Annotated in this window: 21 protein-coding genes; 17 read left to right on the top strand and 4 right to left on the bottom strand. The window is 67.2% G+C overall.

Going from position 1 to position 23,729, the window contains the following annotated elements; all coding sequences use genetic code 11:
* The first annotated feature begins 72 nt into the window (after nt 1-72).
* Nucleotides 73-1,293: an MFS transporter gene (locus U5768_RS18275; RefSeq protein WP_322031807.1), complete on the top strand. Its 1,221-nt coding sequence runs from the start codon at nt 73-75 to the stop codon at nt 1,291-1,293.
* Between the two features lie 177 nt (nt 1,294-1,470).
* On the opposite strand, the gene U5768_RS18270 is transcribed toward U5768_RS18275, so the two are convergent.
* The gene (locus tag U5768_RS18270; protein WP_322031806.1) at nt 1,471-2,616 is read right to left on the bottom strand and encodes a branched-chain amino acid ABC transporter substrate-binding protein; all 1,146 of its coding nucleotides are present in this window, start codon (nt 2,614-2,616) and stop codon (nt 1,471-1,473) included.
* A 571-nt stretch (nt 2,617-3,187) separates the two neighbouring features.
* Nucleotides 3,188-4,357, bottom strand: coding sequence for a nitronate monooxygenase (locus U5768_RS18265; RefSeq protein WP_322031805.1), 1,170 nt, complete (start codon nt 4,355-4,357; stop codon nt 3,188-3,190).
* A gap of 253 nt (nt 4,358-4,610) precedes the next feature.
* Between U5768_RS18265 and U5768_RS18260 the strand changes: the two genes are divergently transcribed.
* The gene (locus U5768_RS18260; RefSeq protein WP_322031804.1) at nt 4,611-5,309 is read left to right on the top strand and encodes a dienelactone hydrolase family protein; all 699 of its coding nucleotides are present in this window, start codon (nt 4,611-4,613) and stop codon (nt 5,307-5,309) included.
* Between the two features lie 168 nt (nt 5,310-5,477).
* The gene (locus tag U5768_RS18255; RefSeq protein WP_322031803.1) at nt 5,478-6,992 is read left to right on the top strand and encodes an amidase; all 1,515 of its coding nucleotides are present in this window, start codon (nt 5,478-5,480) and stop codon (nt 6,990-6,992) included.
* Nucleotides 6,993-7,026: 34 nt separating this feature from the next.
* Here U5768_RS18255 and U5768_RS18250 read toward each other — a convergent pair whose 3' ends face one another.
* On the bottom strand, nt 7,027-7,338 hold the full coding sequence (locus U5768_RS18250; RefSeq protein WP_322031802.1) for a high-potential iron-sulfur protein: 312 nt from the start codon (nt 7,336-7,338) through the stop codon (nt 7,027-7,029).
* A gap of 156 nt (nt 7,339-7,494) precedes the next feature.
* Nucleotides 7,495-8,601, bottom strand: a complete 1,107-nt coding sequence (locus U5768_RS18245) for an NAD(P)/FAD-dependent oxidoreductase (RefSeq protein ID WP_322031801.1) — start codon at nt 8,599-8,601, stop codon at nt 7,495-7,497.
* 566 nt (nt 8,602-9,167) lie between these two features.
* Here U5768_RS18245 and U5768_RS18240 point away from each other — a divergent pair.
* The 14 genes from U5768_RS18240 to U5768_RS18175 form a co-directional block, all read left to right on the top strand.
* Complete coding sequence (locus U5768_RS18240) at nt 9,168-9,734, top strand: hypothetical protein (RefSeq protein ID WP_415913935.1); 567 nt, start codon at nt 9,168-9,170, stop codon at nt 9,732-9,734.
* Between the two features lie 70 nt (nt 9,735-9,804).
* The gene (locus U5768_RS18235) at nt 9,805-10,605 is read left to right on the top strand and encodes an endonuclease/exonuclease/phosphatase family protein (RefSeq protein WP_322031799.1); all 801 of its coding nucleotides are present in this window, start codon (nt 9,805-9,807) and stop codon (nt 10,603-10,605) included.
* 142 nt (nt 10,606-10,747) lie between these two features.
* Nucleotides 10,748-11,392, top strand: a complete 645-nt coding sequence (locus tag U5768_RS18230; RefSeq protein WP_322031798.1) for a LysE family translocator — start codon at nt 10,748-10,750, stop codon at nt 11,390-11,392.
* A gap of 640 nt (nt 11,393-12,032) precedes the next feature.
* Nucleotides 12,033-12,803 carry a ferredoxin--NADP reductase gene (locus U5768_RS18225; RefSeq protein WP_322031797.1) on the top strand — a complete coding sequence of 257 codons (771 nt, stop codon included), beginning with the start codon at nt 12,033-12,035 and terminating at the stop codon, nt 12,801-12,803.
* Nucleotides 12,804-13,233: 430 nt separating this feature from the next.
* On the top strand, nt 13,234-14,238 hold the full coding sequence (locus tag U5768_RS18220; RefSeq protein WP_322031796.1) for a sensor histidine kinase: 1,005 nt from the start codon (nt 13,234-13,236) through the stop codon (nt 14,236-14,238).
* The gene (gene rqpR / locus U5768_RS18215; protein ID WP_322031795.1) at nt 14,235-14,891 is read left to right on the top strand and encodes a response regulator transcription factor RqpR; all 657 of its coding nucleotides are present in this window, start codon (nt 14,235-14,237) and stop codon (nt 14,889-14,891) included. The genes U5768_RS18220 and rqpR overlap by 4 nt, the downstream gene beginning before the upstream one ends.
* Before the next feature lie 314 nt (nt 14,892-15,205).
* Nucleotides 15,206-16,624: an amino acid permease gene (locus U5768_RS18210; RefSeq protein WP_322031794.1), complete on the top strand. Its 1,419-nt coding sequence runs from the start codon at nt 15,206-15,208 to the stop codon at nt 16,622-16,624.
* A 405-nt stretch (nt 16,625-17,029) separates the two neighbouring features.
* Nucleotides 17,030-17,527 (top strand): (2Fe-2S)-binding protein, encoded by a 498-nt coding sequence (locus U5768_RS18205; RefSeq protein WP_322031793.1) that lies wholly within the window; start codon nt 17,030-17,032, stop codon nt 17,525-17,527.
* A gap of 14 nt (nt 17,528-17,541) precedes the next feature.
* Complete coding sequence (locus tag U5768_RS18200; RefSeq protein WP_322031792.1) at nt 17,542-19,941, top strand: xanthine dehydrogenase family protein molybdopterin-binding subunit; 2,400 nt, start codon at nt 17,542-17,544, stop codon at nt 19,939-19,941.
* A 13-nt stretch (nt 19,942-19,954) separates the two neighbouring features.
* Complete coding sequence (locus U5768_RS18195) at nt 19,955-20,767, top strand: xanthine dehydrogenase family protein subunit M (protein ID WP_322031791.1); 813 nt, start codon at nt 19,955-19,957, stop codon at nt 20,765-20,767.
* Nucleotides 20,768-20,839: 72 nt separating this feature from the next.
* Nucleotides 20,840-21,727, top strand: a complete 888-nt coding sequence (locus U5768_RS18190; RefSeq protein ID WP_322031790.1) for a MoxR family ATPase — start codon at nt 20,840-20,842, stop codon at nt 21,725-21,727.
* Nucleotides 21,728-21,732: 5 nt separating this feature from the next.
* On the top strand, nt 21,733-23,010 hold the full coding sequence (locus tag U5768_RS18185; protein ID WP_322031789.1) for a VWA domain-containing protein: 1,278 nt from the start codon (nt 21,733-21,735) through the stop codon (nt 23,008-23,010).
* Nucleotides 23,001-23,570 carry a carbon monoxide dehydrogenase subunit G gene (locus tag U5768_RS18180; RefSeq protein ID WP_322031788.1) on the top strand — a complete coding sequence of 190 codons (570 nt, stop codon included), beginning with the start codon at nt 23,001-23,003 and terminating at the stop codon, nt 23,568-23,570. Before U5768_RS18185 ends, U5768_RS18180 begins: the two co-directional genes overlap by 10 nt.
* A partial coding sequence (locus U5768_RS18175) for an XdhC family protein (RefSeq protein ID WP_322030465.1) occupies nt 23,543-23,729 on the top strand: 187 nt, incomplete at its 3' end. The genes U5768_RS18180 and U5768_RS18175, both read left to right, overlap by 28 nt.

Here is a 23,729-nt window from a genome sequence, read left to right as displayed (position 1 = left end):
ACCTTCGCTAGAATCATCGTTTGCTTTCAGGCGCCTTCCTGGTCCCTTCTCTTCCTTCTGCCCGGAATTCCCGTGTCCGACCGACCGACCGATCCCGCCCTCGCCGTCGCGAGTCCCGCCGCCCAGCATCGCGCGCTGCCCGCCGCCACGCGTCATCGCGCGCGCGTCGCGACCATGGCGCTCTTTTTCATCGCCGGCATGATGTACGCATCGTGGGGCGTACACGTGCCCACCGTGCGCGACAAGTTCCATTTGAGCCCGGCGCTGCTTTCGTACGCGCTCTTCGCGGTGGCGGGCGGCTCGATCGCCGCCATGACGACCATCGGCGGCTGGATCGCGCGCGTGGGCTCGCGCCGCGCGTGCCTGAGCGGCGGCCTCACGATGTCGGTGTGCGGCGCGCTGATCCTCGTCGTCCCTTATTACTGGATGCTGATTGTCGTGCTCGCCTTTTTCGGCGTGGGCATGGCCACGCTCGACGTCGCGATGAACGCCGAGGCGAGCGCCGTTGAGGAAGCCGTCGCGAAGCCGATCATGTCGGGGCTGCACGGCATGTTCAGCCTGGGCGGCATGGCGGGCGCGGCGATAGGCGGCGCGCTACTCGCGCGCGGCATGGCGCCGGCGCTGCATCTCTTTCTGGCTTCGGCGCTGGCGGCGATCGTGCTCTTCGTCTCGTGTCCGGCCGTCCTGCCGCACGTGCCGCACGCCACGCACGGCGAACACGCGAAAACCGGCAACCGCTGGCGCACGCCGGCGCTCTGGGCGCTCGGCGCGATTGCGCTCATCGCCCTGATTGCGGAAGGCGCGATGTACGACTGGGCCACCGTCTACATGCGCGACGTGGTGCTCTCCACGCCCGCGCTCGCGAGCGCGGCCTACGCGGCGTTCTCGGGCGGCATGGCCGTGGCGCGCTTCGCCGGCGACGCCGTGCGCGCGCGCTTCGGCGCGCCGCAACTCGTGATGGCGAGCGCATCGCTCGCGTGCGCGGGGATGATCGGCGCACTGCTGCTGCCGTACTCGTTCACCGCGCTCACGGGCTTCACGCTGATGGGCCTCGGCCTCGCCAACATGATGCCGGTTCTGTTCGCGGCCGCCGCGCGCGTGAAAGGCATCCACGCGGCCGAAGGGCTCGCGCATGTCGCGGGCATCGCGTATTTCGGCTTGCTGTTCGGGCCGGTGGTGATCGGCGGCATTACGCAGGTGACGAACCTCACGGTCGGCCTGGCCGTCGTGGCGCTGTGCGCGGCGCTCGTGGCGTTTGCGGGGCCGAAGGTGTTGCGGCGGCTGGGGATTTGAAGGGCGCGCTTTGCGAGGTCAAGATTGTGCCGGTTTCTCGACAACCCGCGGATCGGTGATGCGAAAAGCGCTGACCCCAGCCCCAAACGAAAAAAAGCCCACAGGTCCGAAAACCCGTGGGCTTTTCAAATCGCGTGAGCGAAACCGCTAACGCGCGCCAGGCGCGCTAAACGCGATTTACATCTTCACGACGTCGAGCAGCGACTTCTTGCCCGACTTGTAGTTGTACAGCGAGATCACGCCGTGCTTGAGGTCGCCCTTCGAATCGAAGGTCGTCTCGCCAATCACGCCCTTGTAGTCCGTGGTCGGCATGGCGGCGAGGATCTTCGCCGGATCCGTCGAGTTCGCACGCTTCATGGCGTCGACGATGATGTACACAGCGTCATACGTGAACGGTGCGTAAATCTGGATCGGCTGGCCGAAGCGCTTCTCGAACTTGGCTTCGAATTCCTTGCCGCCCGGCATCTTTTCGAGCGCCATGCCGGCTTCCGAACACACGATGTTGTCGGTCGCGTCGCCGGCCAGATCGGCCAGCTTGTCGGTACAGACGCCGTCACCCGCGAGCACCTTCGCGCGCAGGCCAAGCTGCTTGGCTTGCTTGGCGAACGGGCCGCCGGTGGCATCCATGCCGCCGTACATGATCGCGTCGGGGTTTTCGCCCTTGATCTTCGTGAGAATGGCGCGGAAGTCCACGGCCTTGTCGTTGGTCGCGTCATGCGACACCACGGTCATGCCGAGCGCCTTGGCGGTCTTCTCGAATTCGTTCGCGAGACCCTGGCCATAAGCCGTCGAGTCGTCGACCACCGCAACGGTCTTGACCTTCAGGTTCTTGGCCGCGTAGTTCGCGAGCGCCGGGCCCTGCTGGGCGTCGGTCGCCACGACACGGTAGGTCGTCTTGAAGCCTTGTTGCGTGTAGGCCGGGTTCGTGGCCGACGGCGAGATCTGCACGATGCCTGCATCGCTGTAGATCTTCGATGCCGGGATCGACGTGCCCGAATTCAGGTGGCCGACAACGGCAACGACCTTGTCGTCGACGAGCTTCTGCGCGACCTGGGTGGCCGTGCGCGGGTCAGCCGCGTCGTCCTGTGCGTCGAGCACGAGCGTGACCTTCTGGCCGTTGATCGTGAGGCCCTTCGCGTTGATCTCTTCAACTGCGAGACGTGCGCCGTTTTCGTTGTCTTTACCGAGGTGCGCAATACCGCCCGTCAGCGGCGCGACGTGACCGATCTTGATCGTTTCGTCGGCGCTCGCCACCGTTGCAAACGACGCGGCCAGCATGGCCGCAGCGCTGATCGGCAACAGCTTGTGAAGCTTGATAGTCATGTAAGTCTCCAGTTTCGAACCCAAAAGCTACGTAATCGCCCAGTGCTCCCGCGCCCCGAACGTGTCGCTCCCCGTGCGGACGACCACGCAGGATGCATCCTTGATGCACCTGGCCAGTACAGCGAAAAGCCCGTTCATGGCGGGCCGCCCATCCATACTTGCGCGCAAGTGTAGGTGATCAAATTAATTTGGGGGATTTTTTTCAGATATTGGTGCGAGTACCAATATGCGTACTGCAAGAACAGTTCGAAACCCTGATCAATCGGCCGCAAGCCTTACGTAATAAGGCATCCCGAACTTGGGTCCAATTATTGGGAGATTCCCTGAGCGGTGCCGCGCGAATCGTTTTTGAGATTATTTGATGGGAGTTATTGGTGTGTTAGCGCACACGTTCGGGGAATACACCAGGGCGCGTCGCGGCAGTATGAAACCCCTGCGCACGGGAGATAACGTTTGCGGGTCGCGCGGTGCGTCGAGTACTCACTTTCCCGCGCGCCCGAGTTCAAGTAAGTATTCGATTAATTTCGGATGCCGATGCGTTGTGAACCGGCATCCCGCGCATCGATATACCTCACGATTCGCGACTGATTTCGCGCCTGAGTTCGCGACTGAGTTCGCGACTGAGTTCGCGATTGAGTTTGCCGAGCACGTCGCGCCATTCGGCGTCGAGCGCCTCGACGATTTGGCCCGCGCCCAGACCTGCCTCGCGCGTGCGCGAGAGCGGCGCGCCTTGCCCCGACCACAGCGAAAGATAATCGCCGTCGTTCTCGCGCGCCGCGTGCTGCCGCAACGGCTGCGTGAGCGCGTTCTGCACGGGGTACGGCGCGATCGTTTCGGGCCGCGCCTCCAGTTCCCGCATGAGCGGATTGCGAATGCCGCGCGCGTGACGCCCGGTGATCGCGCGCGTGACCGAAGTCGCGGTATCGGTCGATGCGCGCAGCCGCGCCTTCCAGTCGGCGGGAATCGCGCTTTCCGCGCTGCCGAGAAACGCGGTGCCCATCTGCACGCCTTGCGCGCCTAGCGCGAGCGCCGCGACGATGCCGCGCCCGTCCATGATGCCGCCCGCCGCCAGCACCGGCAGGCCGCTTGCGTCCACGAGTTGCGGCACCAGCGCCATCGTGCCGACAAGCGCATGCGGCGCCTCGCCGATGAACGTGCCGCGGTGCCCGCCCGCTTCGGCGCCCTGCGCGACGATGGCATCCGCGCCCGCGTCGCGCCACGCGAGGCCTTCGGCCACGTGCGTCGCCGTGCCCATCACGTAGCTGCCTGCCGCGTGCAAACGAGCGACATCGGCGGCTGGCAAAAGGCCGAACGTGAAGCTCGCGACCGGCACGCGCAGTTCGATCAGCATGTCCAGTTGCGCGCGAAAATCGGGCGCGTAGCGCGCGAGCGCAACGCCGGGCGGCAGGCCGAGCTGCGCCGCAACCGGATCGATGGCGTCCAGCGCGCGGCGCACGGTGGCTTCGTCGGGATTCGCCGGGTCGAGCACGAAGAGATTCACGCCGAAGGGCTTGTTCGTCAGCGCGCGAATCGCGGCGACTTCGCTCGCGATCTTTTCCGGCGCAAGCGCCGCCCCGGCGAGAAAACCGAGTCCGCCCGCGTTCGCTACCGCCGCGACGAGCGCGGGCGTGGTCGGGCCGCCGGCCATCGGCCCTTGCACGAGCGGCAGCCGCAATCCGAATCGACGGCTGAACGGCGTGGAAACGGCGGGCGACGTGCGCAGCACGGAAGCAGAACTCATGACGCAATCCTTATATGACTGAATGAGCGACGACGATGCGCAGCGATACAAAAAGCGATACAGATCGCCATCGACTCTAGCCAAAGGCCGTCCGCCCGAAAAATGAATAATCGAGATTATTACGATCCGCTTGCGAGATAAGCCCGCGCTGCAGAGGTTCACGGCCCTATGGCAAACTGGCTCCCCGATTTCGCGATGCGCCCTGGCGGCTGCGGCGCATTGCATGACTCGTTAACGAAGACGGAGAAACAACATGAGCGTTTCGACCAAATGGATCGATATTCCCGCCGGCGATGACAGCTTCGGCGCGTACCTCGCGCTTCCCAAGGGCGGCAAAGGGCCGGGCATCGTCATCTTGCAGGAGATATTCGGCGTGAACGGGCACATCCGCGACGTCGTCGAGCAATACGCGCTCGACGGCTACGTGGCGATCGCCCCCGACGTGTTCTGGCGCGCGGCCCCGCGCGTCGAACTCGACTACGTGGGCGCGGACCGCGACCGCGGCATCGCGCTGATGCAGAAGACGGACGTCAACCTCGTGGTCGAGGACATCGCCGCGACGGCCGCCGCGCTGCGCGCGCTGCCCGAGTGCACGGGCAAGGTCGCGGCGATCGGCTACTGCTTCGGCGGGCGTCTGGCCTACCTCGCGGCCGCGAGCGGCTCGGTGGATGCGGCCGTGTCCTACTACGGCGGCGGCATCCAGAATCAGCTCGACCTCGCCGACAAGGTCACGAAACCGATGCTCTTCCACTACGCCGAACTCGACCACGGCATTCCGCTTTCGGCGGTGGGCCAGGTGAAGGAGCGTTTCGCGGGCCGTCCGAACGCCGAGTTCCACCTGTATCCGAACGCCGATCACGGCTTTAACTGCTCGGTGCGCGCGTCGTACAACCAGCACGCTTCGGCGCTCGCGCACGGCCGCACGCTGAGCTTCCTCGCCGAACGTCTGTAATCCCGTCGTTCCCTGGTTGCGCGCGCCGCGATGCTTCGATGCGCGCGCAACGACATGCCCCAGCGAGCACGCCGCTTCACGTCCGCTTACACGCCCGCTTACACTCCTTGCGTACGCTGTCTCACTAAGTCCAACCCCGCCTCAACCCGACGACGAGGAGTGCGCGCCTTGCAGTCCGACTATCTGGAATACGACGCCATCGGCCTCGCCGATCTCGTGCGCCGCCGCGAGGTGAGCGCGCGCGAACTGCTCGATACCGCCATTGCCCGCGCGGAAGCCGCCAATCCCGCGATCAATGCCATCGTCCTCAAGGACTACGAAGCGGCCCGCGAGCGCGCGCGGCGCATCGAGACGTCCGGCAACGGCGTGAACGCGCTGAGCGGGGGCCCGCTCGCGGGCGTGCCGTTTCTCGTGAAGGATCTCGGCGCGGCGGTGGCCGGGCTGCGCATGACGTTCGGCAGCCGCCACTACCGCCACTACATTCCCCCCGCCGACGCGCCCGTGGTCGCGCGTTTTCGCGCCGCGGGCCTGAACATCTTCGGCAAGACCAGCGCGTCGGAACTCGGGCAGATGCCCTATACCGAGCCCGAACTGTTCGGCCCCTGCCGCAACCCGTGGAATCTCGATCACACGCCCGGCGGCTCGAGCGGCGGCGCGGCCGCTTCGGTCGCGGCGGGCATCGTGCCGCTCGCGCACGCGTCCGACGGCGGCGGCTCGATCCGCATTCCCGCGTCGTGCTGCGGGCTCTTCGGCTTCAAGCCGTCGCGCATGTACCAGCCGCCGTCCAGCTTGCCGCCGCTGCCCGGCGCGCTCGGCGTCGATCTGGCGGTTTCGCGCAGCGTGCGCGACAGCGCGCTCATGCTCGACCTGATCGCCGGCGACCCCGCGCTGCCCGCCGGCGCGCCCGGCACCTTCCTCGACGCCGCGCGCACGCCGCTCGACGGCGCAAAGCCGCTCGCCATCGCGCTGCTCACCGAGCCGATGTTCGCGGACACGCTTTCGCCGGAAGTGCGCGGCGCACTCGACGACGCCGCCGAACTCCTCACCTCGCTCGGCCATCGCGTGGAGCCGTATTCGCTGCCCGTGAATTACGCGGAGGCGCGCGAGGCGTTCCTCATGCTGTGGTCGGTGGTAGCCGAGCAATACGTGCTGCACGCCGACGACATCACGGGCACGAAGCCGCGCCGCCAGGAGTTCGAAATCGCCACATGGGCCATGGCGCACATCGGCCAAAAGCTCGGCGAGCGCGAACTGCCCGCGGCGCTCGAAGTGCAGCAGCGCATCACGGCGCAGCTCGCCGACCTGATGAAGCGCTACGACGTGCTGCTGTGCCCGACGCTCGCCGCGCCGCCGGTGAAGATCGGCCAACTGAAGCCGAGCCCGAGCGAACGCATCCAGATGCGCGCGGTCACGGCCATGCCGATGGAAGTGCTGATGAGAAAGCTGCTGACGGAAGCCTCGAACAAGGCGTTCGCGTGGGCGGGCTGCACGGAGCTATTCAGCCTGACGGGCCAGCCGTCGATGTCGGTGCCGCTCGCATGGAACGCTCGCGGCCTGCCGATTGGCGTTCAGTTCGCCGCGCGCGAAGGCAACGACGCGTTGTTGCTGCGTCTCGCGGCGCAACTGGAAGCCGCGCGGCCGTGGTTCAACCGCCGGCCGCCCTTGCTTCAGGCGCGGCTCTAGCGCGCGCGAGCCGCCGCCCGCGCCCGCCCGTTCATCACGCCTTCTTGTTGTAGGCGCTGCACCAGCCCTTGCCCGCGACCTGCTTGCCGCCGAACATCGGGCACGGCGCGAACGCGTCGGTGGGCTTGCCCTGATAGAACGTGCAGTTGCTGCAGTCCTGGCCGGCGGCGTACTTCGCGAATTTCGCCTTGTCGACCTTGGTCGCGTCGAGCTTGTAGCCGAGCGCCTGGGCGGTGGGATCGGATTCGGCAGCCTTGGGCGCGTCGGCGAATGCCTGGCGCGAAAGCGCGAGCGTCGAAGCGACGCCGATGCTCGTGATCAGAAAGCTGCGGCGGGACGATTTCATATGACTCACTCCAGTATTGTGGCGATTCGTTCTGAGCCGCTCTGACGGCGGCGTCGCGAAGAAGCTTAACAACGAAGCAAGTCCCGGTGACGCTGCAATTCCGGAGATAAGTGAGCGGCATGATGCCGCCTTGCGGACAACGCAAGCGGAGCCGGATCAGTCGAACGAAGCCATCTCGCACACGCGCTGCGCGATGGCGAGCGCGGCCGTGAGCCCCGGCGACTCGATGCCGAACAGGTTTACGAGCCCCCGCACGCCGTGCGACGCCGCGCCCTGGATCATGAAGTCGGCGGCGGGTTCGCCCGGCCCGGAGAGCTTCGGACGGATGCCCGCGTACGCCGGTTGCAGCGCGCCGTCGGGCAGCGCGGGCCAGTAGGCGCGGATCTGCGCGTAGAAGGAATCGGCGCGGCGCGGATCGACGTCGTAATCCACGGCGTCGATCCATTCGACGTCGGGGCCGAAGCGCGCCTGGCCGCCCAGATCGAGCGTGAGATGCACGCCGAGGCCGGCGTCGTTGGGCATCGGATAGATGAGACGCGTGAACGGCACGCGCCCCGAAACGCTGAAGTAATTGCCGCGCGCGAGATAGAACGGCGGCACGTGGCGCGCGTCGAGCCCGCGAATGCGCCTCGCGAGCTTCGTCGCATAAAGGCCCGCGCTGTTGACCACGCAGGCGGCGCGGATGTCGATCGGCGCGTCGCCGCCCGTTCGCACGGTGAAGCCGCCGCCGAGCGCATCGATCGACTCGACCGGCGACTTGAGCGCGATCACGGCGCCGTCGCGCTCGGCGTCGCCTTGCAGCGCGAGCATGAGCTGATGGCTGTCGACGATGCCGGTTTGCGGCGAGTACACCGCCGCGACGCATTCGAGCGCCGGTTCGAGCGCGAGCGCCTCGCTTGCGCTGATGCGCGTGAGGTCGAACACGCCGTTTTCCTTGCCGCGCAGTCGGATCGCCTCCAGTTGCGGAATCTGGTTCGCCGCCGTGGCGACGAGCAGCTTGCCGCAGCGCGCGTGCGCGACGTTGCGCGACGCGCAGTAGTCGTAGAGCATTTCGCGCCCGCGCACGCACAACGAGGCTTTGAGCGAGCCGCGTGGGTAGTAGAGCCCCGCGTGGATGACCTCGCTATTGCGCGAACTGGTGCTGGTGCCGATAGCCTCCGCCGCTTCGAGCACGATCACCTCGCGCCCGCGCGCGGCGAGCGCACGCGCCACGGCAAGGCCTACCACGCCCGCGCCGATCACCACGCATTCGATCTGGTCCATGTCCCTGCGTCCCGCCTTCGCAGCGCCGGCAGGCAAGCCAGCCGCGCCGCGATCCTCTCCGCCATGGGGCCGGCGGCGCACACCACGCGCCGCCGCTTGACGAAAATTGTACGCCGCCCGGCGGCGAGGCCTGGTCGGACTCGCGCCGGGAAAGAGCGGAAGGGAACAGAACGGGGAGACGGGGCGCGGTTGCGAAAGCGTCGGGTGGCGGCGCTTCGTTCGAGGCGACACCGGCAAGCTTTGCAACGCTTGCTGGCTAGCTGGCTGAACCCGAGCCGCGCGCTATCAAAAAATTATCCCGATAAGCAGGCGTCCAGTGTTGCAATCACGACAACAATGAGCGACCGATGCCCCCGTTGATCGCATGGATGTCGCGCTTCGATCATCAATTGCCCGACGCGCCGTGGTTGAAGCGGGGCTGCCGCATCCCCATCTCAAATGAACCGCTGCGGTCCGGCGTTTGCGAACCCGGTATAGGATCGATGGTCAGAACGTACCCGCCCTGCCGTAGCGTTGCCGACCCCGTCGCCTCGCCCGGCGCCGTGCACGGAGCCAACAATATGAAGTTGTGGAAACATTGCATCGCTGTGACGCTGTTCGCCGCGCTCGCCGGAACGAGCGTGGGCGCGCTGGCGCAAGGAACGGCGCAGCCGGGCTCGCAAGCCCCCACGGAACCCCCGCCCACGACGGCCCCTGTCACGCAAGGTGCTGTCCAGTGGGAACTGCAGGTGATGCGCGACGGCCAGCAGATCGACGCCTTCCACGGCACGACCTCGATCGGCCAGGCGCACACCGACACGCATCACAAGGTCGTCTCGCACAACGTGGGCTGCAAGGATCAGCCCGCGGGCAGCATCGACCTGTCGCGCACGATCACCGTTTCGCCGCTGCAGGTGCGCGCGAACGTCGTCGTGCTGTCGATCGACACGCAGGAAACGCTCGAAAACGACGCCGCACCAAGCACGCCCGAAGGCTGCCGGCTGCCGCCGCAGCCGCGCCAGGTGGCTGCGAACCATCCGGGCCTGCTCGTGCCGGACGGGCAGTGGGTGACCTGGCAGATCATCGATCAGCACCCCTCGCTCGCCTACCGCGTGCGCGCGACGCCTGCACCGCAGTCCGCGTCCGCGCAGTGACCGCGCCTGCACATTGAATGCGCAAATCCAATGCACGACCTTGCGTGACCCAATCCGTTAGAAAAAACGCATGCGAAATCCCGAACAACCGCTCATCGACACCTCGCAGAACAAAGACTTCGTCGCCGTGAGCTGGAATCTGCACAAGGGCCGCTCGCCGCTGGGCTTCGAGGCCTGGGAGGCCATGCGGCGCTGGGTGCAGTCCACCCACGCCGACGCCTGGTTCCTGCAGGAAGCGATGGCCCGCCGTCTGCCGCAGCCCGTGCTCGCGGCGGCCTTCGGCGCGCAGCTTGGCGATCCGCTCGACGACGTCTGGCACTGTCAGGCCACCGAAATCGCGACCGCGCTCGAATTGCAGATCGCCCTCGGGCCTAATGTGTTCAAGCCTTCGTGGCGGCACGGCAATGCGATTCTCTCGCCGCATCCGCTCGATCTGGGCGGGCGCTGGGACATCTCCGCGCACCGCTTCGAGCGGCGCGGGCTGCTCGTTGCGCGCGCAAACGTCGCCGGGCAGTCCGTCACGCTGCTGTGCGCGCATCTCGCGCTCACGCGCAGCGCGCGCCTGCGGCAGATGAACTGGATCGCGCACTGGATCGTGAAGGAAGCGCCCAAGGGTCCGCTCGTGCTGGCGGGCGACTTCAACGACTGGCGCAACGACTCCGTGCCGCTCTTTGCCGAGCATGGTCTCCAGGAAGTCGCGACGCTGCTCGGCGAGCCGGCGCGCACCTTCCCCGCGTTCTCGCCCGCGCTCGCGCTCGACAAGATGTTCGTACGGGACCTCAAGCCCGTCGAGCTGATCCAGCCCGCGCAGGAAACCGCGTGGCTCTCCGATCACCTGCCGTACATGGCGCGTCTGCGGCTGGAAGATTGATGCGCTGAGCCGCGGCACGCCGCTCAGCCGAAGCACCCGCGCAACACGCCTTCAGCGGCGGCCGCCGGCGCGCCCCGCAAGGCTGCCGCCCGCGCTAATATGTCGCGTCGCGCGCGCCGCGCGTTTCGTCAGGTGTCCTCAGATGCATTACCTCGCCACGCTGCTGCAGATCGTTGTCGTCTATCTGTTCGCGCTCATCAGCCCCGGCCCCAACTTCTTCATGGTCACGCAACTTTCGCTTGCCGGACGGCGCGGGCTGGGCGTGGCCTCGGCGGCGGGCGTGGGCGTCGGCTCCACGCTCTGGGCGGCGCTCGCCATGCTCGGCTTCGCGGCCGTGCTTCAGCACATTGGCTGGCTTTACAACGGCGTGCGCGTGGCGGGCGCGCTCTATCTCGTCTGGTTCGGGCTCAAGCTGCTGCGCTCGGGCGTGCGGCGCGACCTGGCCGCGGCGGCGCAAGCTGTCGCCGCGCCGCCGCCGCCCGCCGACCGGCGCGCGTGGGTGCGCACCTGGCGCGCGGGCCTCGTCACCTGCCTGACGAACCCCAAGTCGTGCGTGTTCTGGACCAGCGTGTTCGCGGCTGTGTTTCCGGCGCATCCGCCGCTGTGGTTCTACGGCGTCGCGCTCGCCACGGTCGCCGCGATGTCGTTCGGCTGGCATTGCAGCCTCGCGTTCCTGTTCGCCGACGACCGCACGCAGCGCGGCTACCGCCGCCTGCGCCGCCCGATCGACGCGTTTTGCGGCGCTGCGCTGATCGGCCTCGGCGTGAAGCTTGCCGCCGACCGCTAGCGCCCGGTCGAGCGCATCGAGCGTGCATCGAGCGTTCTAGCCAGCGCGGCGCACGGTCACACCACCGTCGCCGCGTCGAAAATGGCGCCTTTACGCACCCTTTACGCACGCATCGGCGCCTAAAACCCGCGCGAAACTGCCCCGCCAGCAGGGTCAATGCTGCGGGCTGTCAGACCTTCCGGTATCATCTAGCCGAAAATTCGCACGCGCCGCACGCCTTATCGGGCACTGGCGCGTGTTGCCAGCGGCAGGAGAATCCGCTCTCGCGGGCCCTGGGCTGACCCAGCCCGCGAAGCCCGGCGAGGCCACCCGCCGCCATCTTTTGCCGTCGCCAGCAGACCCCGCCGATGCGCGCCGTTTCATATTGCGCACGCGTGCGGATGCCAGCACACCGCCGCAGCGAGCCGCCCGTCCTTGCCCGGGAGCGGGATCGGCCAGGCCTTCGCGGCTCGAGCGCGGTAAAATAGCGGATTGCGCTTCGTTCGCAGCGCTTCGTCGCGATGAAGCGAACCGGCAACACAACAGGAACCGGCCAGCCTCGCAGCCGGTTCCGGGCATATCGTCAAAGCTACGCTGTACTGGACAGCAGGCCGGCAGGATCGCCGCAGTCAGGCGGCGCTTGTTTCGCACTTCAGGAACCATGAGCAAATTCACCGAAGAAACCGTTCTGAGCGTCCATCACTGGACCGACACGCTTTTCAGCTTCACCTGCACGCGCGACCAGGCCCTGCGTTTCGACAACGGCCAGTTCACCATGGTCGGCCTCGAAGTGGACGGCAAGCCGCTGATGCGCGCGTACTCGCTCGCGAGCGCGAACTATGAAGAGCATCTGGAGTTTCTGAGCATCAAGGTGCCGGACGGCCCGCTCACCTCGCGCCTTCAGCATCTGAAGATCGGCGACAAGGTTCTGATCGGCAAGAAGCCCGTCGGCACGCTGGTGGCCGACAACCTGCTGCCCGGCAAGGTGCTGTGGCTGCTCTCGACCGGCACGGGCCTCGCGCCCTTCATGTCGATCATCAAGGACCCGGACATTTACGACCGCTTCGACAAGATCGTGCTCACGCACACCTGCCGTTTCGTCGACGAACTCGCGTACAAGGACTTCATCACCGAAGAACTGCGCGAGCACGAATACCTCGGCGAGATCGTGCGCGAAAAGCTGGTGTACTACCCGACCGTCACGCGCGAAGTGTTCGATAACCGCGGCCGCATCACCGAGCTGATCGACACGAAGAAGCTGTTCGAAGACCTCGACCTGCCGCCGTTCTCGCCCGAGCGCGACCGCATCATGCTTTGCGGCAGCACGCACATGCTGCGCGACACCGTGGAGCTGCTCGAACAGGCCGGCCTCAAGGAAGGCAGCAACAACGAGCCGGGGCACTACGTGGTGGAAAAGGCGTTCGTCGGTTAAACACCGCGCGCGGGTCGCCCGCAAACCGAAAAGCCGGAGCCTTGCGCTCCGGTTTTTTTTCGTCCGCGCGTTTTAATTTGGCCCTGTATTTTGTGGCAGATTTGCGGCGATGCCCGTTACAGTTGTCACAGAAACACGATAGCTTTCCTGTCGGTATTTTTCCTACATGACAGCCGCGCGCGACTTCATGCTGCACCTGAGCTTTTGTCGCTAACCCTTGTCCAGCCTGAAGTTTTTCTATTTTTAAGATATTATCGCAGCGCAGCATCGGACACATTGCATCGTGTCCAGGGCCAGAACCAGGTTGTTACTGGTTGTAAATTTCGTTACGCTGCGCCGTGCTGTTCGCCCTGCAGTTCGCCCTCACGCCGGAGAGTCCAAAAACCGGTGGATGGCTGACAGCGGGAACCGGTTCCTGAACGGGGGAAGGATGGATACGTCGAGATACGCCGCGCCGAACGCGCGCACGCCTGGCGGCGATGCGCCGCGCCCCGCTCATGGCGTCGACGCTCTCGCCTTCCTCGCCTGGTCCGCTGCCGACGAAGCGGCCACGGTGGCCGCGCTACGCGACCTCGACCGCGCACATCGGCAGATCGGCGCGCCCGCGCGCGCTCAGGCGCGGCGCACGGGCCGCACGCTTTCCCACGGGGGCGCCGCGCAATCCATTCACGCCGACGAAGCCGCGCGCCACCGGCTCGCGCGCGAGCTGCACGACAGCGTGGGCGCCGAACTCGCCGCCACCCACTTCGCGCTCGCCAACGTCCACACCTGGCTGCCCGCCGACGCCCCGCCGCAATGCGCCGAGGCGCTCGCGCTCGTCGCCCGCTCGCTCGAAGCCGCGACCGGCGCGATGCGCCAGGTGCTCGACGGCCTGCACGCGCCGCACCTCGACGCGGGCCTCGCGACTGCGCTTGCGGATTGGGTGGGCGGCTTCGCGGCGCGCACGGGGCTCGCCGCCCGCGTAACCGTCGCCAGCGACGACACTCGTCTCGCCCGACTGCCCGCCGAAGCCGCGCTCGCCGTATTCCGCGTGGCGCAGGAAGCGCTCGCCAACGTGGCGCGCCACGCGCAGGCCACGCGCGCGGAGGTGCGGCTCGAAAGCACGGCGCGCCACCTCATGCTCACCATTGCCGACGACGGCGTCGGTCTGCCGCCCGGCGCGGGCAGCACGCGCGGCAACGCGGCCTACGGCCGGGGCGACGGCGGCACGGAAAAACACGACGGCCGGACGAGGCGCTACGGCCTTGCCGGCATGCGCGAGCGCTGCGCCGCCTTCGGCGGCTCGCTGCGCGCCGTCAAGGGAAGCATCGCGCTCGGGGCTCGCGACGCCAAACAGCCCGAAGCCGCCCCGCGCGGCACCACCGTGCGTGCGCGCTTTGCATGGGACGCGCTGCTCGCCGCCTCGCCCCCCAAGAACGAAGGCGCAAGCTCATGACCCATCGCATCCTGCTCGTCGACGACCATGCCGTCGTGCGCCAGGGCGTTCGCCAGTTGCTGCTCGACCGCGGCATCGCCGCCGACGTGATCGAGGCGCAAACGGGCGCCGAGGCGCTTGCCGCGATCGCGAAGCATGCGTGCGACGTGGTCCTGCTCGACATCTCGCTGCCGGACATGAACGGCGTGGAAGTGCTCAAGCGCGCCAGGAAAAAAGCCCCGCGCGTGCCCGTGCTGATGTTCTCCATGTACCGCGAGGATCAATACGCGGTGCGCGCGCTCAAGGCCGGCGCGGCGGGTTATCTCTCGAAGACGGTGGACGCCGCACAGATGATCGCCGCGATCCAGCAGGTCGCCGCGGGCCGCAAGTACGTGAGCCCGGCCATGGCCGAAGCGCTCGCCGACTACGTGCTGGTGGACGGCGAGCAACTGCCGCACGAGAAGCTTTCCGACCGCGAATACCAGACGCTATGCATGCTCGCCTCCGGCAAGCGTCTCACCGACATCGCGCACGCGCTCTCGCTTTCGGTGAAGACGGTGAGCGTCTACCGCACGCGCCTGCTCGAAAAGATGAAGCTCTCCAACAACGCCGAGCTGACCTTCTACGTGATGAGCAACCGGCTCGTCGATCTCTCGCCTACCGTTAGCGCCTGAAACCGGGCGACGCTGCGGCATCAAGGCGGCCTTCTCGCCATAAGCCATTGATCCGGAAATGAATTTCGCCGTTTGCGCGGGCCGCGGCAAGGATTGCGCTCGCGCGTGCCCGTTTGCGGCGGAATCGTCCGCGAAACATGGGTGCAAAGCGCGTGTTTGCGACCCGGCTCAAGCGGTCTGGCGCGCGACATCCGCTAAAATTTAGGGTTTCCCCCAAAGACATCCGGCACGCGAAGCCGGCGAAGGCGGCGCGCGGCTCCATTCACCGCGCCCGTTCCTCGTCTTCGCGCGTTTTACGTGGAGTTCCCCGCCAAATGTCCCTCTTTCGCAAGAAGAACGTCGAGCACATGCTGCAGGCGAGCGCCAAGGGCGCCGGCCTGAAGAAAGCCCTCGGCGCGCTCGACCTCACCTTTCTCGGCATCGGCGCGATCATCGGCACCGGCATTTTCGTGCTGACCGGCACGGGCGCGGTGCAGGCCGGCCCGGCGCTCATGGTCTCGTTCCTAATCGCGGCGGTGGCCTGCTGCTTCGCCGCGCTCGCCTACGCCGAGTTCGCCTCGACCATTCCCGTGGCCGGCTCGATCTACACCTACTCGTACGCCACGCTCGGCGAGCTGGCCGCATGGGTGATCGGCTGGGACCTGATGCTCGAATACGGCCTGGCCACTTCGGCGGTCTCGGTAGGCTGGTCGGGCTACCTGCAGTCGCTGCTCGCGGGCTTCGGCCTCACGCTGCCCGCCGCGCTTTCCGCCGCGCCCGGCGCGGTGCCCGGCGTACACACGCTCTTCAACCTGCCCGCCTTCCTCGTGATGATGGCGATCACCGCGCTCCTCTCGGTGGGCGTGCGCGAATCCACGCGCATCAACAACGTCATGGTCGCGATCAAGGTGACCGTGGTGCTGCTCGTGATCGCCGTGGGCGCGTTCCACGTCACGCCCGCGAACTGGCATCCGTTCATGCCCAACGGCTGGCGCGGCGTGTTCGGCGCGGCCGCCGTGATGTTCTTCGCGTTCATCGGCTTCGACTCGGTGTCTTCCGCCGCCGAGGAAGTGAAGAACCCAAAGCGCGATCTGCCCATCGGCATCATCGCCTCGCTCGCCGTGTGCGCGGTGCTGTACGTGGCCGTGGCCGCGGTCGTGACCGGCATCGTGCCCTCGCCGCGCTTCGCCCACGTTGGCCACCCGGTTTCGTTCGCGCTTCAGGCGGTGGGCGAAAACTGGGTCGCGGGCTTCATCGACCTGGGCGCCGTGCTCGGCATGCTCACCGTGATCCTCGTGATGAGCTACGGCCAGACCCGCATCATCTACGCGATGTCGCGCGACGGCCTGTTGCCCGCCCGGCTCTCCAAGGTGCATCCGCGCTTCGCCACGCCGTTCTTCACGACCTGGCTCGTGGGCATTTTCTTCGGGCTGATCGGCGCGCTCGTGCCGCTGAACGTGCTCGCCGAACTCATCAACATCGGCACGCTCGCCGCGTTCTCCATGGTGTCGATCGCCGTGCTCGTGCTGCGTAAAACCCATCCGCACCTGCCGCGCGCGTTCCGCTGCCCGGGCGTGCCCGTGGTGCCCATTCTCGCGGTGGCGTCGTGCCTCTTTCTCATGATCAACCTCCAGCCGCTCACGTGGGTCGCATTCCTCGTCTGGACCGCGTTCGGGCTTGTCGTCTACTTCGGCTATTCGCGCCGCCATTCGCGTCTCGCGCACGCACCGCACGAGCACGCGCATCACGATTGAGGAACGCCTGATCGCTGCACTGCAACGCAACGGCCCGCCCCGAGTCATCGAGGCGGGCCGTTTTTTTTCGCGCGCCGCCGGCGTTTCCGGAGGGTAAAACCCGCGCAGCGGAATTCGGCAAATTGTGCTTTACTGTCCGGGCGTCACCCCAGGCTTCACTGAACTGCAAGGCACCAGCCGGACCCAGATTCCGCTCCACCCGTATTCGTCCCATCCGCTTCGCGTTTGTTTGCGTGGCGCCTGCATGGCGCGCGCAATGCGTTGAACGGGCGAGTTTTCCGCGGGCGGTTATGGCGGTCGATTCAGTGTAAAAAAGCGGGCCCAGGCCGGTCTCTATCCCATCACCTGGCATGGGACCGGAGCCACGCGCGAGCGCCGTGCTCCGGTCGACATTGGAGACAATCCATGGCGATCAGTATCAGCCTCACGGTCAACGGCGCGCCCGTGACCGCCGAGGTCGAACCTCACACGCTCCTCGTCCAGTTCCTGCGCGAACAGCAGCGTCTCACCGGCACGCACGTCGGCTGCGACACGGCGCAATGCGGGGCTTGCACCGTCCACCTGAACGGCCGCGCGATCAAGTCGTGCAACCAGCTCGCCGTGCAGTGCGACGGCATGGAAGTGACGACGATCGAAGGTCTCGCGAAAAACGGCGCGCTGCATCCCATGCAGGCCGCGTTCCGCGAATGCCACGGACTGCAGTGCGGTTTCTGCACGCCCGGCATGGTGATGTGCGCCGCCGCGCTCGCCGCCGCCAAGCCCGACCTGAGCGAAGCGGACGCGCGTGAAGGCCTCGACGGCAACCTTTGCCGCTGTACGGGCTATCACAACATCGTGAAGGCCGTGATTGCGGGCGCGCAGGAAATGCGCGCGGGCGCCCCCGCTGCCGCCGCGACCGCGTGACTCGGGAGGCCATCATGAACGCACCCGAACCCAATCGCATGATCGGCGCGCCGGTAAAGCGCAAGGAAGACTTCCGCTTTCTCACCGGCGCCGGCCAGTACACCGACGACGTCGTGCTGCCCGCACAAACGTACGCCGTGTTCGTGCGCTCGCCGCACGCGCATGCGCGCATCAAGAGCGTCGATACGAACGCGGCGAAGGCCGCGCCCGGCGTCGTGGCCGTCTTCACCGGCGCGGACCTCGCGGCGGAAAACGTGGGCGGCCTGCCGTGCGGCTGGCTCATCCACAGCATCGACGGCACGCCCATGCACGAGCCGCCGCATCCGGTGATCGCCCACGACAAGGCGCGCCACGTGGGCGACCAGGTCGCGCTCGTGATCGCCGATTCGGTCAAGGCCGCGAAGGACGCCGCCGAACTCGTCGAAGTCGATTACGAAGAACTGCCCGCCACGGCCGACACGGCGCACGCCGCCGACGCGGGCCAGCCGCTCGTGCACGACGGCGTGCCGAACAACACCTGCTACACGTGGGGCCACGGCGACAAGGCCGCGACCGACGCCGCCTTCGCGCAGGCCGCGCACGTCACGACGCTCGACATCGTGAACAACCGGCTCGTGCCGAACGCCATCGAGCCGCGCGCCGTGAACGCGAGCTACGCGCAGCACGACGACAGCTACACCGTGTACGTGGCGAACCAGAACCCGCACGTCGAGCGCCTGCTCATGGCCGCGTTCGTGCTCGGGCTGCCCGAAACGAAGCTGCGCATCGTCGCGCCCGACGTGGGCGGCGGCTTCGGCTCGAAGATCTTTCTGTACGCCGAAGACGTCGCGCTCACATGGGCCGCGAAGAAAATCCGCCGGCCGGTGAAGTGGACCGCCGAGCGATCGGAGGCCTTCGTATCCGACGCGCACGGACGCGACCACGTGACGAAAGCCGAACTCGCGCTCGACAAGGACGGCAAGTTCCTCGCCATGCGCGTGCACACCACGGCGAACATGGGCGCGTATCTCTCGACGTTCGCCTCCAGCGTGCCGACCATTCTCTACGCGACGCTGCTCGCGGGCCAGTACACCACGCCCGCGATCTACGCCGAGGTGAAGGCCGTGTTCACGAACACGGTGCCGGTGGATGCGTACCGCGGCGCGGGCCGGCCGGAAGCGACCTACGTGGTCGAGCGTCTGGTGGAAACCGCCGCGCGCGAGATGAACATCGATCCGGCCGAAATCCGCCGCCGCAACTTCATCACGAGTTTTCCGTATGCAACGCCCGTTGGCCTCACCTACGACACCGGCGACTACGAAGCGTGTCTCGCGCGCGCACTGGAACTCGCCGACGTGAAGGGCTTCGCCGCGCGCCGCGACGCATCGAAGGCGAGCGGAAAACTGCGCGGCCTCGGTTACTCGTGCTACATCGAGGCGTGCGGACTCGCGCCGTCGAACATTGCGGGTGCGCTCGGCGCGCGCGCGGGCCTGTTCGAAGCCGGCGAGGTCCGCGTGAACCCGACCGGCTCCGTCACCGTGTTCACGGGTTCGCACAGCCACGGCCAGGGCCACGAAACCACCTTCGCGCAGGTCGTGGCCGATCGCCTGGGTGTGCCAATTGAACAGGTCGAGATCGTGCATGGCGACACGGGCCGCATTCCGTTCGGCATGGGCACCTACGGCTCGCGCTCGATCGCGGTGGGCGGCTCGGCCATCATGAAGGCGCTCGACAAGATCGAGGCAAAGGCGAAGAAGATCGCCGCGCACATGCTCGAAGCGGGCGTGGAGGACATCGAGTTCGCCGACGGCGTGTTCCGCGTGGCGGGCACCGACCGCACCAAGACCTTCGCCGAAATCTCGCTCGCCGCGTACGTGCCGCACAACTATCCGCTGGAGACGCTCGAACCGGGCCTCGACGAAAGCGCGTTCTACGACCCGACCAACTTCACGTATCCGTCGGGTGCGTACCTCTGCGAAGTCGAAGTGGACCCCGAGACAGGCGAAACGCGCATCGAGCGCTTCACCGCCGTGGACGACTTCGGCAACGTCATCAATCCGATGATCGTCGAAGGCCAGGTGCATGGCGGTCTCGGCCAGGGCATCGGCCAGGCGATGCTCGAACAGTGCGTGTACGACAACGCGAGCGGCCAGTTGCTCTCGGGCTCGTACATGGACTACGCGATGCCGCACGCGCTGGATGTGCCTTCGTACACGGTGGAAACGGCGAAAGGCACGCCGTGCACGCACAATCCGCTTGGCGTGAAGGGCTGCGGCGAAGCCGGCGCGATCGGCTCGCCGCCCGCCGTGATCAACGCGATTCTGGACGCGCTCTCGCCGCTCGGCGTGAAAGACCTGCAGATGCCGGCCACGCCGCATCGCGTATGGCAAGCAATCCAGGCCGCGCAGGGCGCTTCACAACCTTCACAACCTTGAGCGGAGGCGCACCATGTACGCATTCGACTATCAGCGCGCGAGCGACGCGCAAGGCGCCGTGAAAGCCCTCTCGGCCGACGCCGACGCAAAATTCCTGGCCGGCGGCCAGAGCCTGCTCGCCGCGATGAAGCTGCGCCTCGCACAACCCACTACGCTCGTGGACGTCACGCGCATTCCTGAGCTGAAAGCCGTGCAGGTGGACGGCAACGTGGTGAAGGTGGGCGCGGCCGTGTGCCATGCCGACGTCGCCGAAAACGCGCAGATCCGCAACGCGCTGCCCGCGCTCGCGGACCTCGCGGGCATGATCGGCGACCGCCAGGTGCGCGCGCTCGGCACGCTGGGCGGGTCGCTCGCGAACGACGATCCGGCCGCCGACTATCCCGCCGCGGTACTTGCACTGAACGCGACGGTGGTGACGGACCGGCGGCGCATCGCGGCCGACGACTTCTTCCGCGGCATGTACGAAACGGCGCTGGAACCCGACGAGTTGATCGTCTCGGTCGAGTTCCAGGTGCCCGAACGCGCGGCCTACGAGAAGTTCCGCAATCCGGCCTCGCACTTCGCGCTCACGGGCGTGTTCGTCGCGAAGTTCGCGGGAGGAGCAGCGGGCGGTCCCGTGCGAGTCGCGGTCACGGGCGCCGGGCCTTCGGTGTTCCGCGCGGGCGCGCTGGAAAGCGCGCTGACAACGAACTTCGCGCCCGAAGCCGCACGCGCGGTGAACGTCCCCGCCAACGACCTCAACACCGACATGCACGCAAGCGCGGCCTATCGCGCGCACCTCATACCGGTGCTTGCGGCGCGCGCGGTGGCGAAGGCCAACGGCTAGACGCGTCCCGAGGGCGAGCGTTTCCGGTGTGGAAGCGCTCGCCGCCTTTGATCCGCATTGGCAGAAGCCCGCATGCAATCCGCCTCGATCGACGACACGCTCGCGCAACTCGAAGCGCGCGGCTATTTCGCGAGCCGCGCACTCGCCACGGCGCTCTTTCTCGCGCTGCGCATGGAACGCCCGCTGTTTCTCGAAGGCGAGCCGGGCGTGGGCAAGACCGAACTCGCGAAAGCCGCCGCCGCGATTCTCGGCACGACGGTGTTACGCCTGCAATGCTACGAAGGGCTCGACACGGCGAGCGCGCTTTACGAGTGGGACTATCCGCGGCAGATCATGGCGCTGCGTCTTGCCGAAGCCGCCGGCGAAACGCCGCGCAACGACACGCTCTATCGCGACGAATTTCTGCTTAAGCGCCCGCTGTTGCAGGCGTTGCAACCCGATCCGCACAACCCGGCCGCGCGCCGCGTGTTGCTGATCGACGAAATCGACCGCGCCGATGAACCGTTCGAAGCGTTCCTGCTCGAACTTCTTTCGGACTTCCAGGTATCGATTCCCGAATACGGCACCGTGCGCGCGAGCACGCCGCCGCTCGTCGTCATCACCTCGAACCGCACGCGCGAAGTGCACGACGCGCTCAAGCGGCGCTGCCTCTATCAATGGCTCGGCTACCCGGACCGCGCGCGCGAACTCGCGATCGTGGCCGCGCGCGCGCCTGAAACCGCGCCGGAATTGCAGCAGCGCGCGGTGGCGTTCGTGCATCAGTTGCGCACCATGGACCTTTTCAAGGCGCCCGGCATTGCGGAAACCATCGACTGGTGCCGCGCGCTTTGCGCGCTCGCCGTGACGGAACTCGATCCGCAATCGGTGCAGGACACGCTGGGCGTGCTGCTGAAGTATCAGGACGACCTCGCGCAACTCGACGCGCAACGCATCGCGCAAACCCTCGCGCTCGCGGAGTGAGCACGATGTCCGCCGCCGCGAACGACACTGCGCCGAACAACGCCATGCCCACGTTCGCGCGCAACGTCGTGCATTTCGTGCGCGTGCTGCGCGGCGCGGGCCTGCCAATGTCGCCTTCGCGCGCCGTCGATGCGATCGACGGACTGCGCCATATCGACCTCGGCCGCCGCGACGACGTGCATGCGGCGCTTGCCGCGCTGCTCACGAGCGCGCCCGACGAGCGCGAGATCTTCGACGCCGCGTTCGCCCTCTTCTGGCGCGATCCCGATTTCGAAGGCAAGCTGCGCGCGCTCATGCTGCCGAAGGTGCAAGGCGGCGTGCCGCCTGCGCGCCGCAACAACCGCCTCGCCGACGCGCTCGCGGCGCGTCCCGCCACGCGCTCCGGCGCGCAGCCGCCGCCGTCGCACGAAGAACACGAACTGCGCGCGCACGCCACGTTCAGCGCCGAAGAACGCCTGCGCCAGCGCGACTTCGACACGCTTTCCGCCAACGAATGGCGCGCGCTGCGCCACCTGATCCGCGCGCGCCGCCTGCCGCTCGCCACCGTTCGCACGCGACGACTGAAGGCGGCATCGCACGGCACGCACGCCGACTTGCGCGCAAGCGCGCGCCACGCGGTGCGCGCGGGCGGCGACTGGACCGTGTGGAAATATCGCGCGCCCGTGGAACGCAAACTGCCGCTCGTGCTGCTGCTCGACATTTCCGGCTCGATGAGCAGCTATTCGCGCGCGGTGCTCTACTTCTGCCATGCGCTATTGCAATCGCGCGAACGCCTGCAGGTGTTTCTGTTCGGCACGCGCCTGACGCACGCTACGCGCGCGCTGCGCGAACGCGACCCCGACGTCGCGCTCGCGCAACTCGCTACTCAGGTCGCGGACTGGTCGGGCGGCACGCGCATCGGCGCCACGCTTGCGGAATTCAACCGCCGCTGGGCGCGGCGCATGCTCGGCGGCCGCGCGACGGTGCTGATCGTCACCGACGGGCTGGATCACGACGATTGCGGCGTGCTCGGCGAAGAGATGGCGCGCCTGCACCGCTTCGCGCATCGCGTGGTCTGGCTCAATCCGCTCTTGCGTTACCGCGACTTCGCGCCCAAAGCGCGCGGCGTGCAGGCGATGCTGCCGCACGTCGATGCGCATTACCCCGTCCACAATCTCGACAGCCTCGAAGCGTTCGCGCGCAGCCTGTGCGAAGCCGCGCCGGCCGCACATGCGCCGCGTGCGGCACGCGCATTGCACGCCATGCCAGAGCGCACGGCACAAGGAGAAACACGATGGAGCTGACCGAAAGTCACACGCTGCCAGTACCGCAACAGCGCGCCTGGGAAGCCCTCAACGACACGGCGATCCTCAAGGCGTGCATACCGGGCTGCGAAAGCATCGAGGCCGACGGCGAGAACGCGTACGCCGTCGCGTTGACTGCCGCCGTGGGTCCGGTGAAAGCGCGCTTCAAGGGCCGCATGCAGCTCGCCGATATCGACGCGCCGAACAGCTACACGATCGTGTTCGAGGGCCAGGGCGGCGCCGCCGGTTTCGGCAAGGGCGACGCCCACGTGAAGCTGGAATCGGCCGGTGAGGAGTCGACCACGCTCACTTACACGGCCAACGCCCAGGTGGGCGGCAAGCTCGCGCAGATCGGCTCGCGCCTCGTGGACGGCGCGGCGCGCAAGATCGCCGGCGAGTTTTTCAGGCGTTTCGGGGAACAGCTCGGCGGCGATGCGCAGCAAAATACCGACGAGGCGGCCGCCGCCTCAGGCGACGCAGAAGGCCCGCCAGAAGACGAAGGCGCAGAGGAAACACCGAAAGGGAAACGATCATGGACAGCGTGGATCTCGAAGTCCTGAAATCCAGCGTGCGCTGGCTCGACGCAGGCCATCGCGCGCTGCTGGTGACGGTGGTGAAAACGTGGGGCTCGTCGCCGCGCCCCGAGGGCGCGATGCTCGTGGTGAGAGGCGACGGCCACGTGGTCGGCTCCGTTTCGGGCGGCTGCATCGAGGACGATC

Source organism: Paraburkholderia sp. J76 (genome assembly GCF_905220295.1).
Taxonomy (GTDB): Bacteria; Pseudomonadota; Gammaproteobacteria; order Burkholderiales; family Burkholderiaceae; genus Paraburkholderia.
The sequence above is the reverse complement of the archived record's forward strand: the minus strand, read 5'-3'. Positions and strand labels throughout refer to the sequence as shown.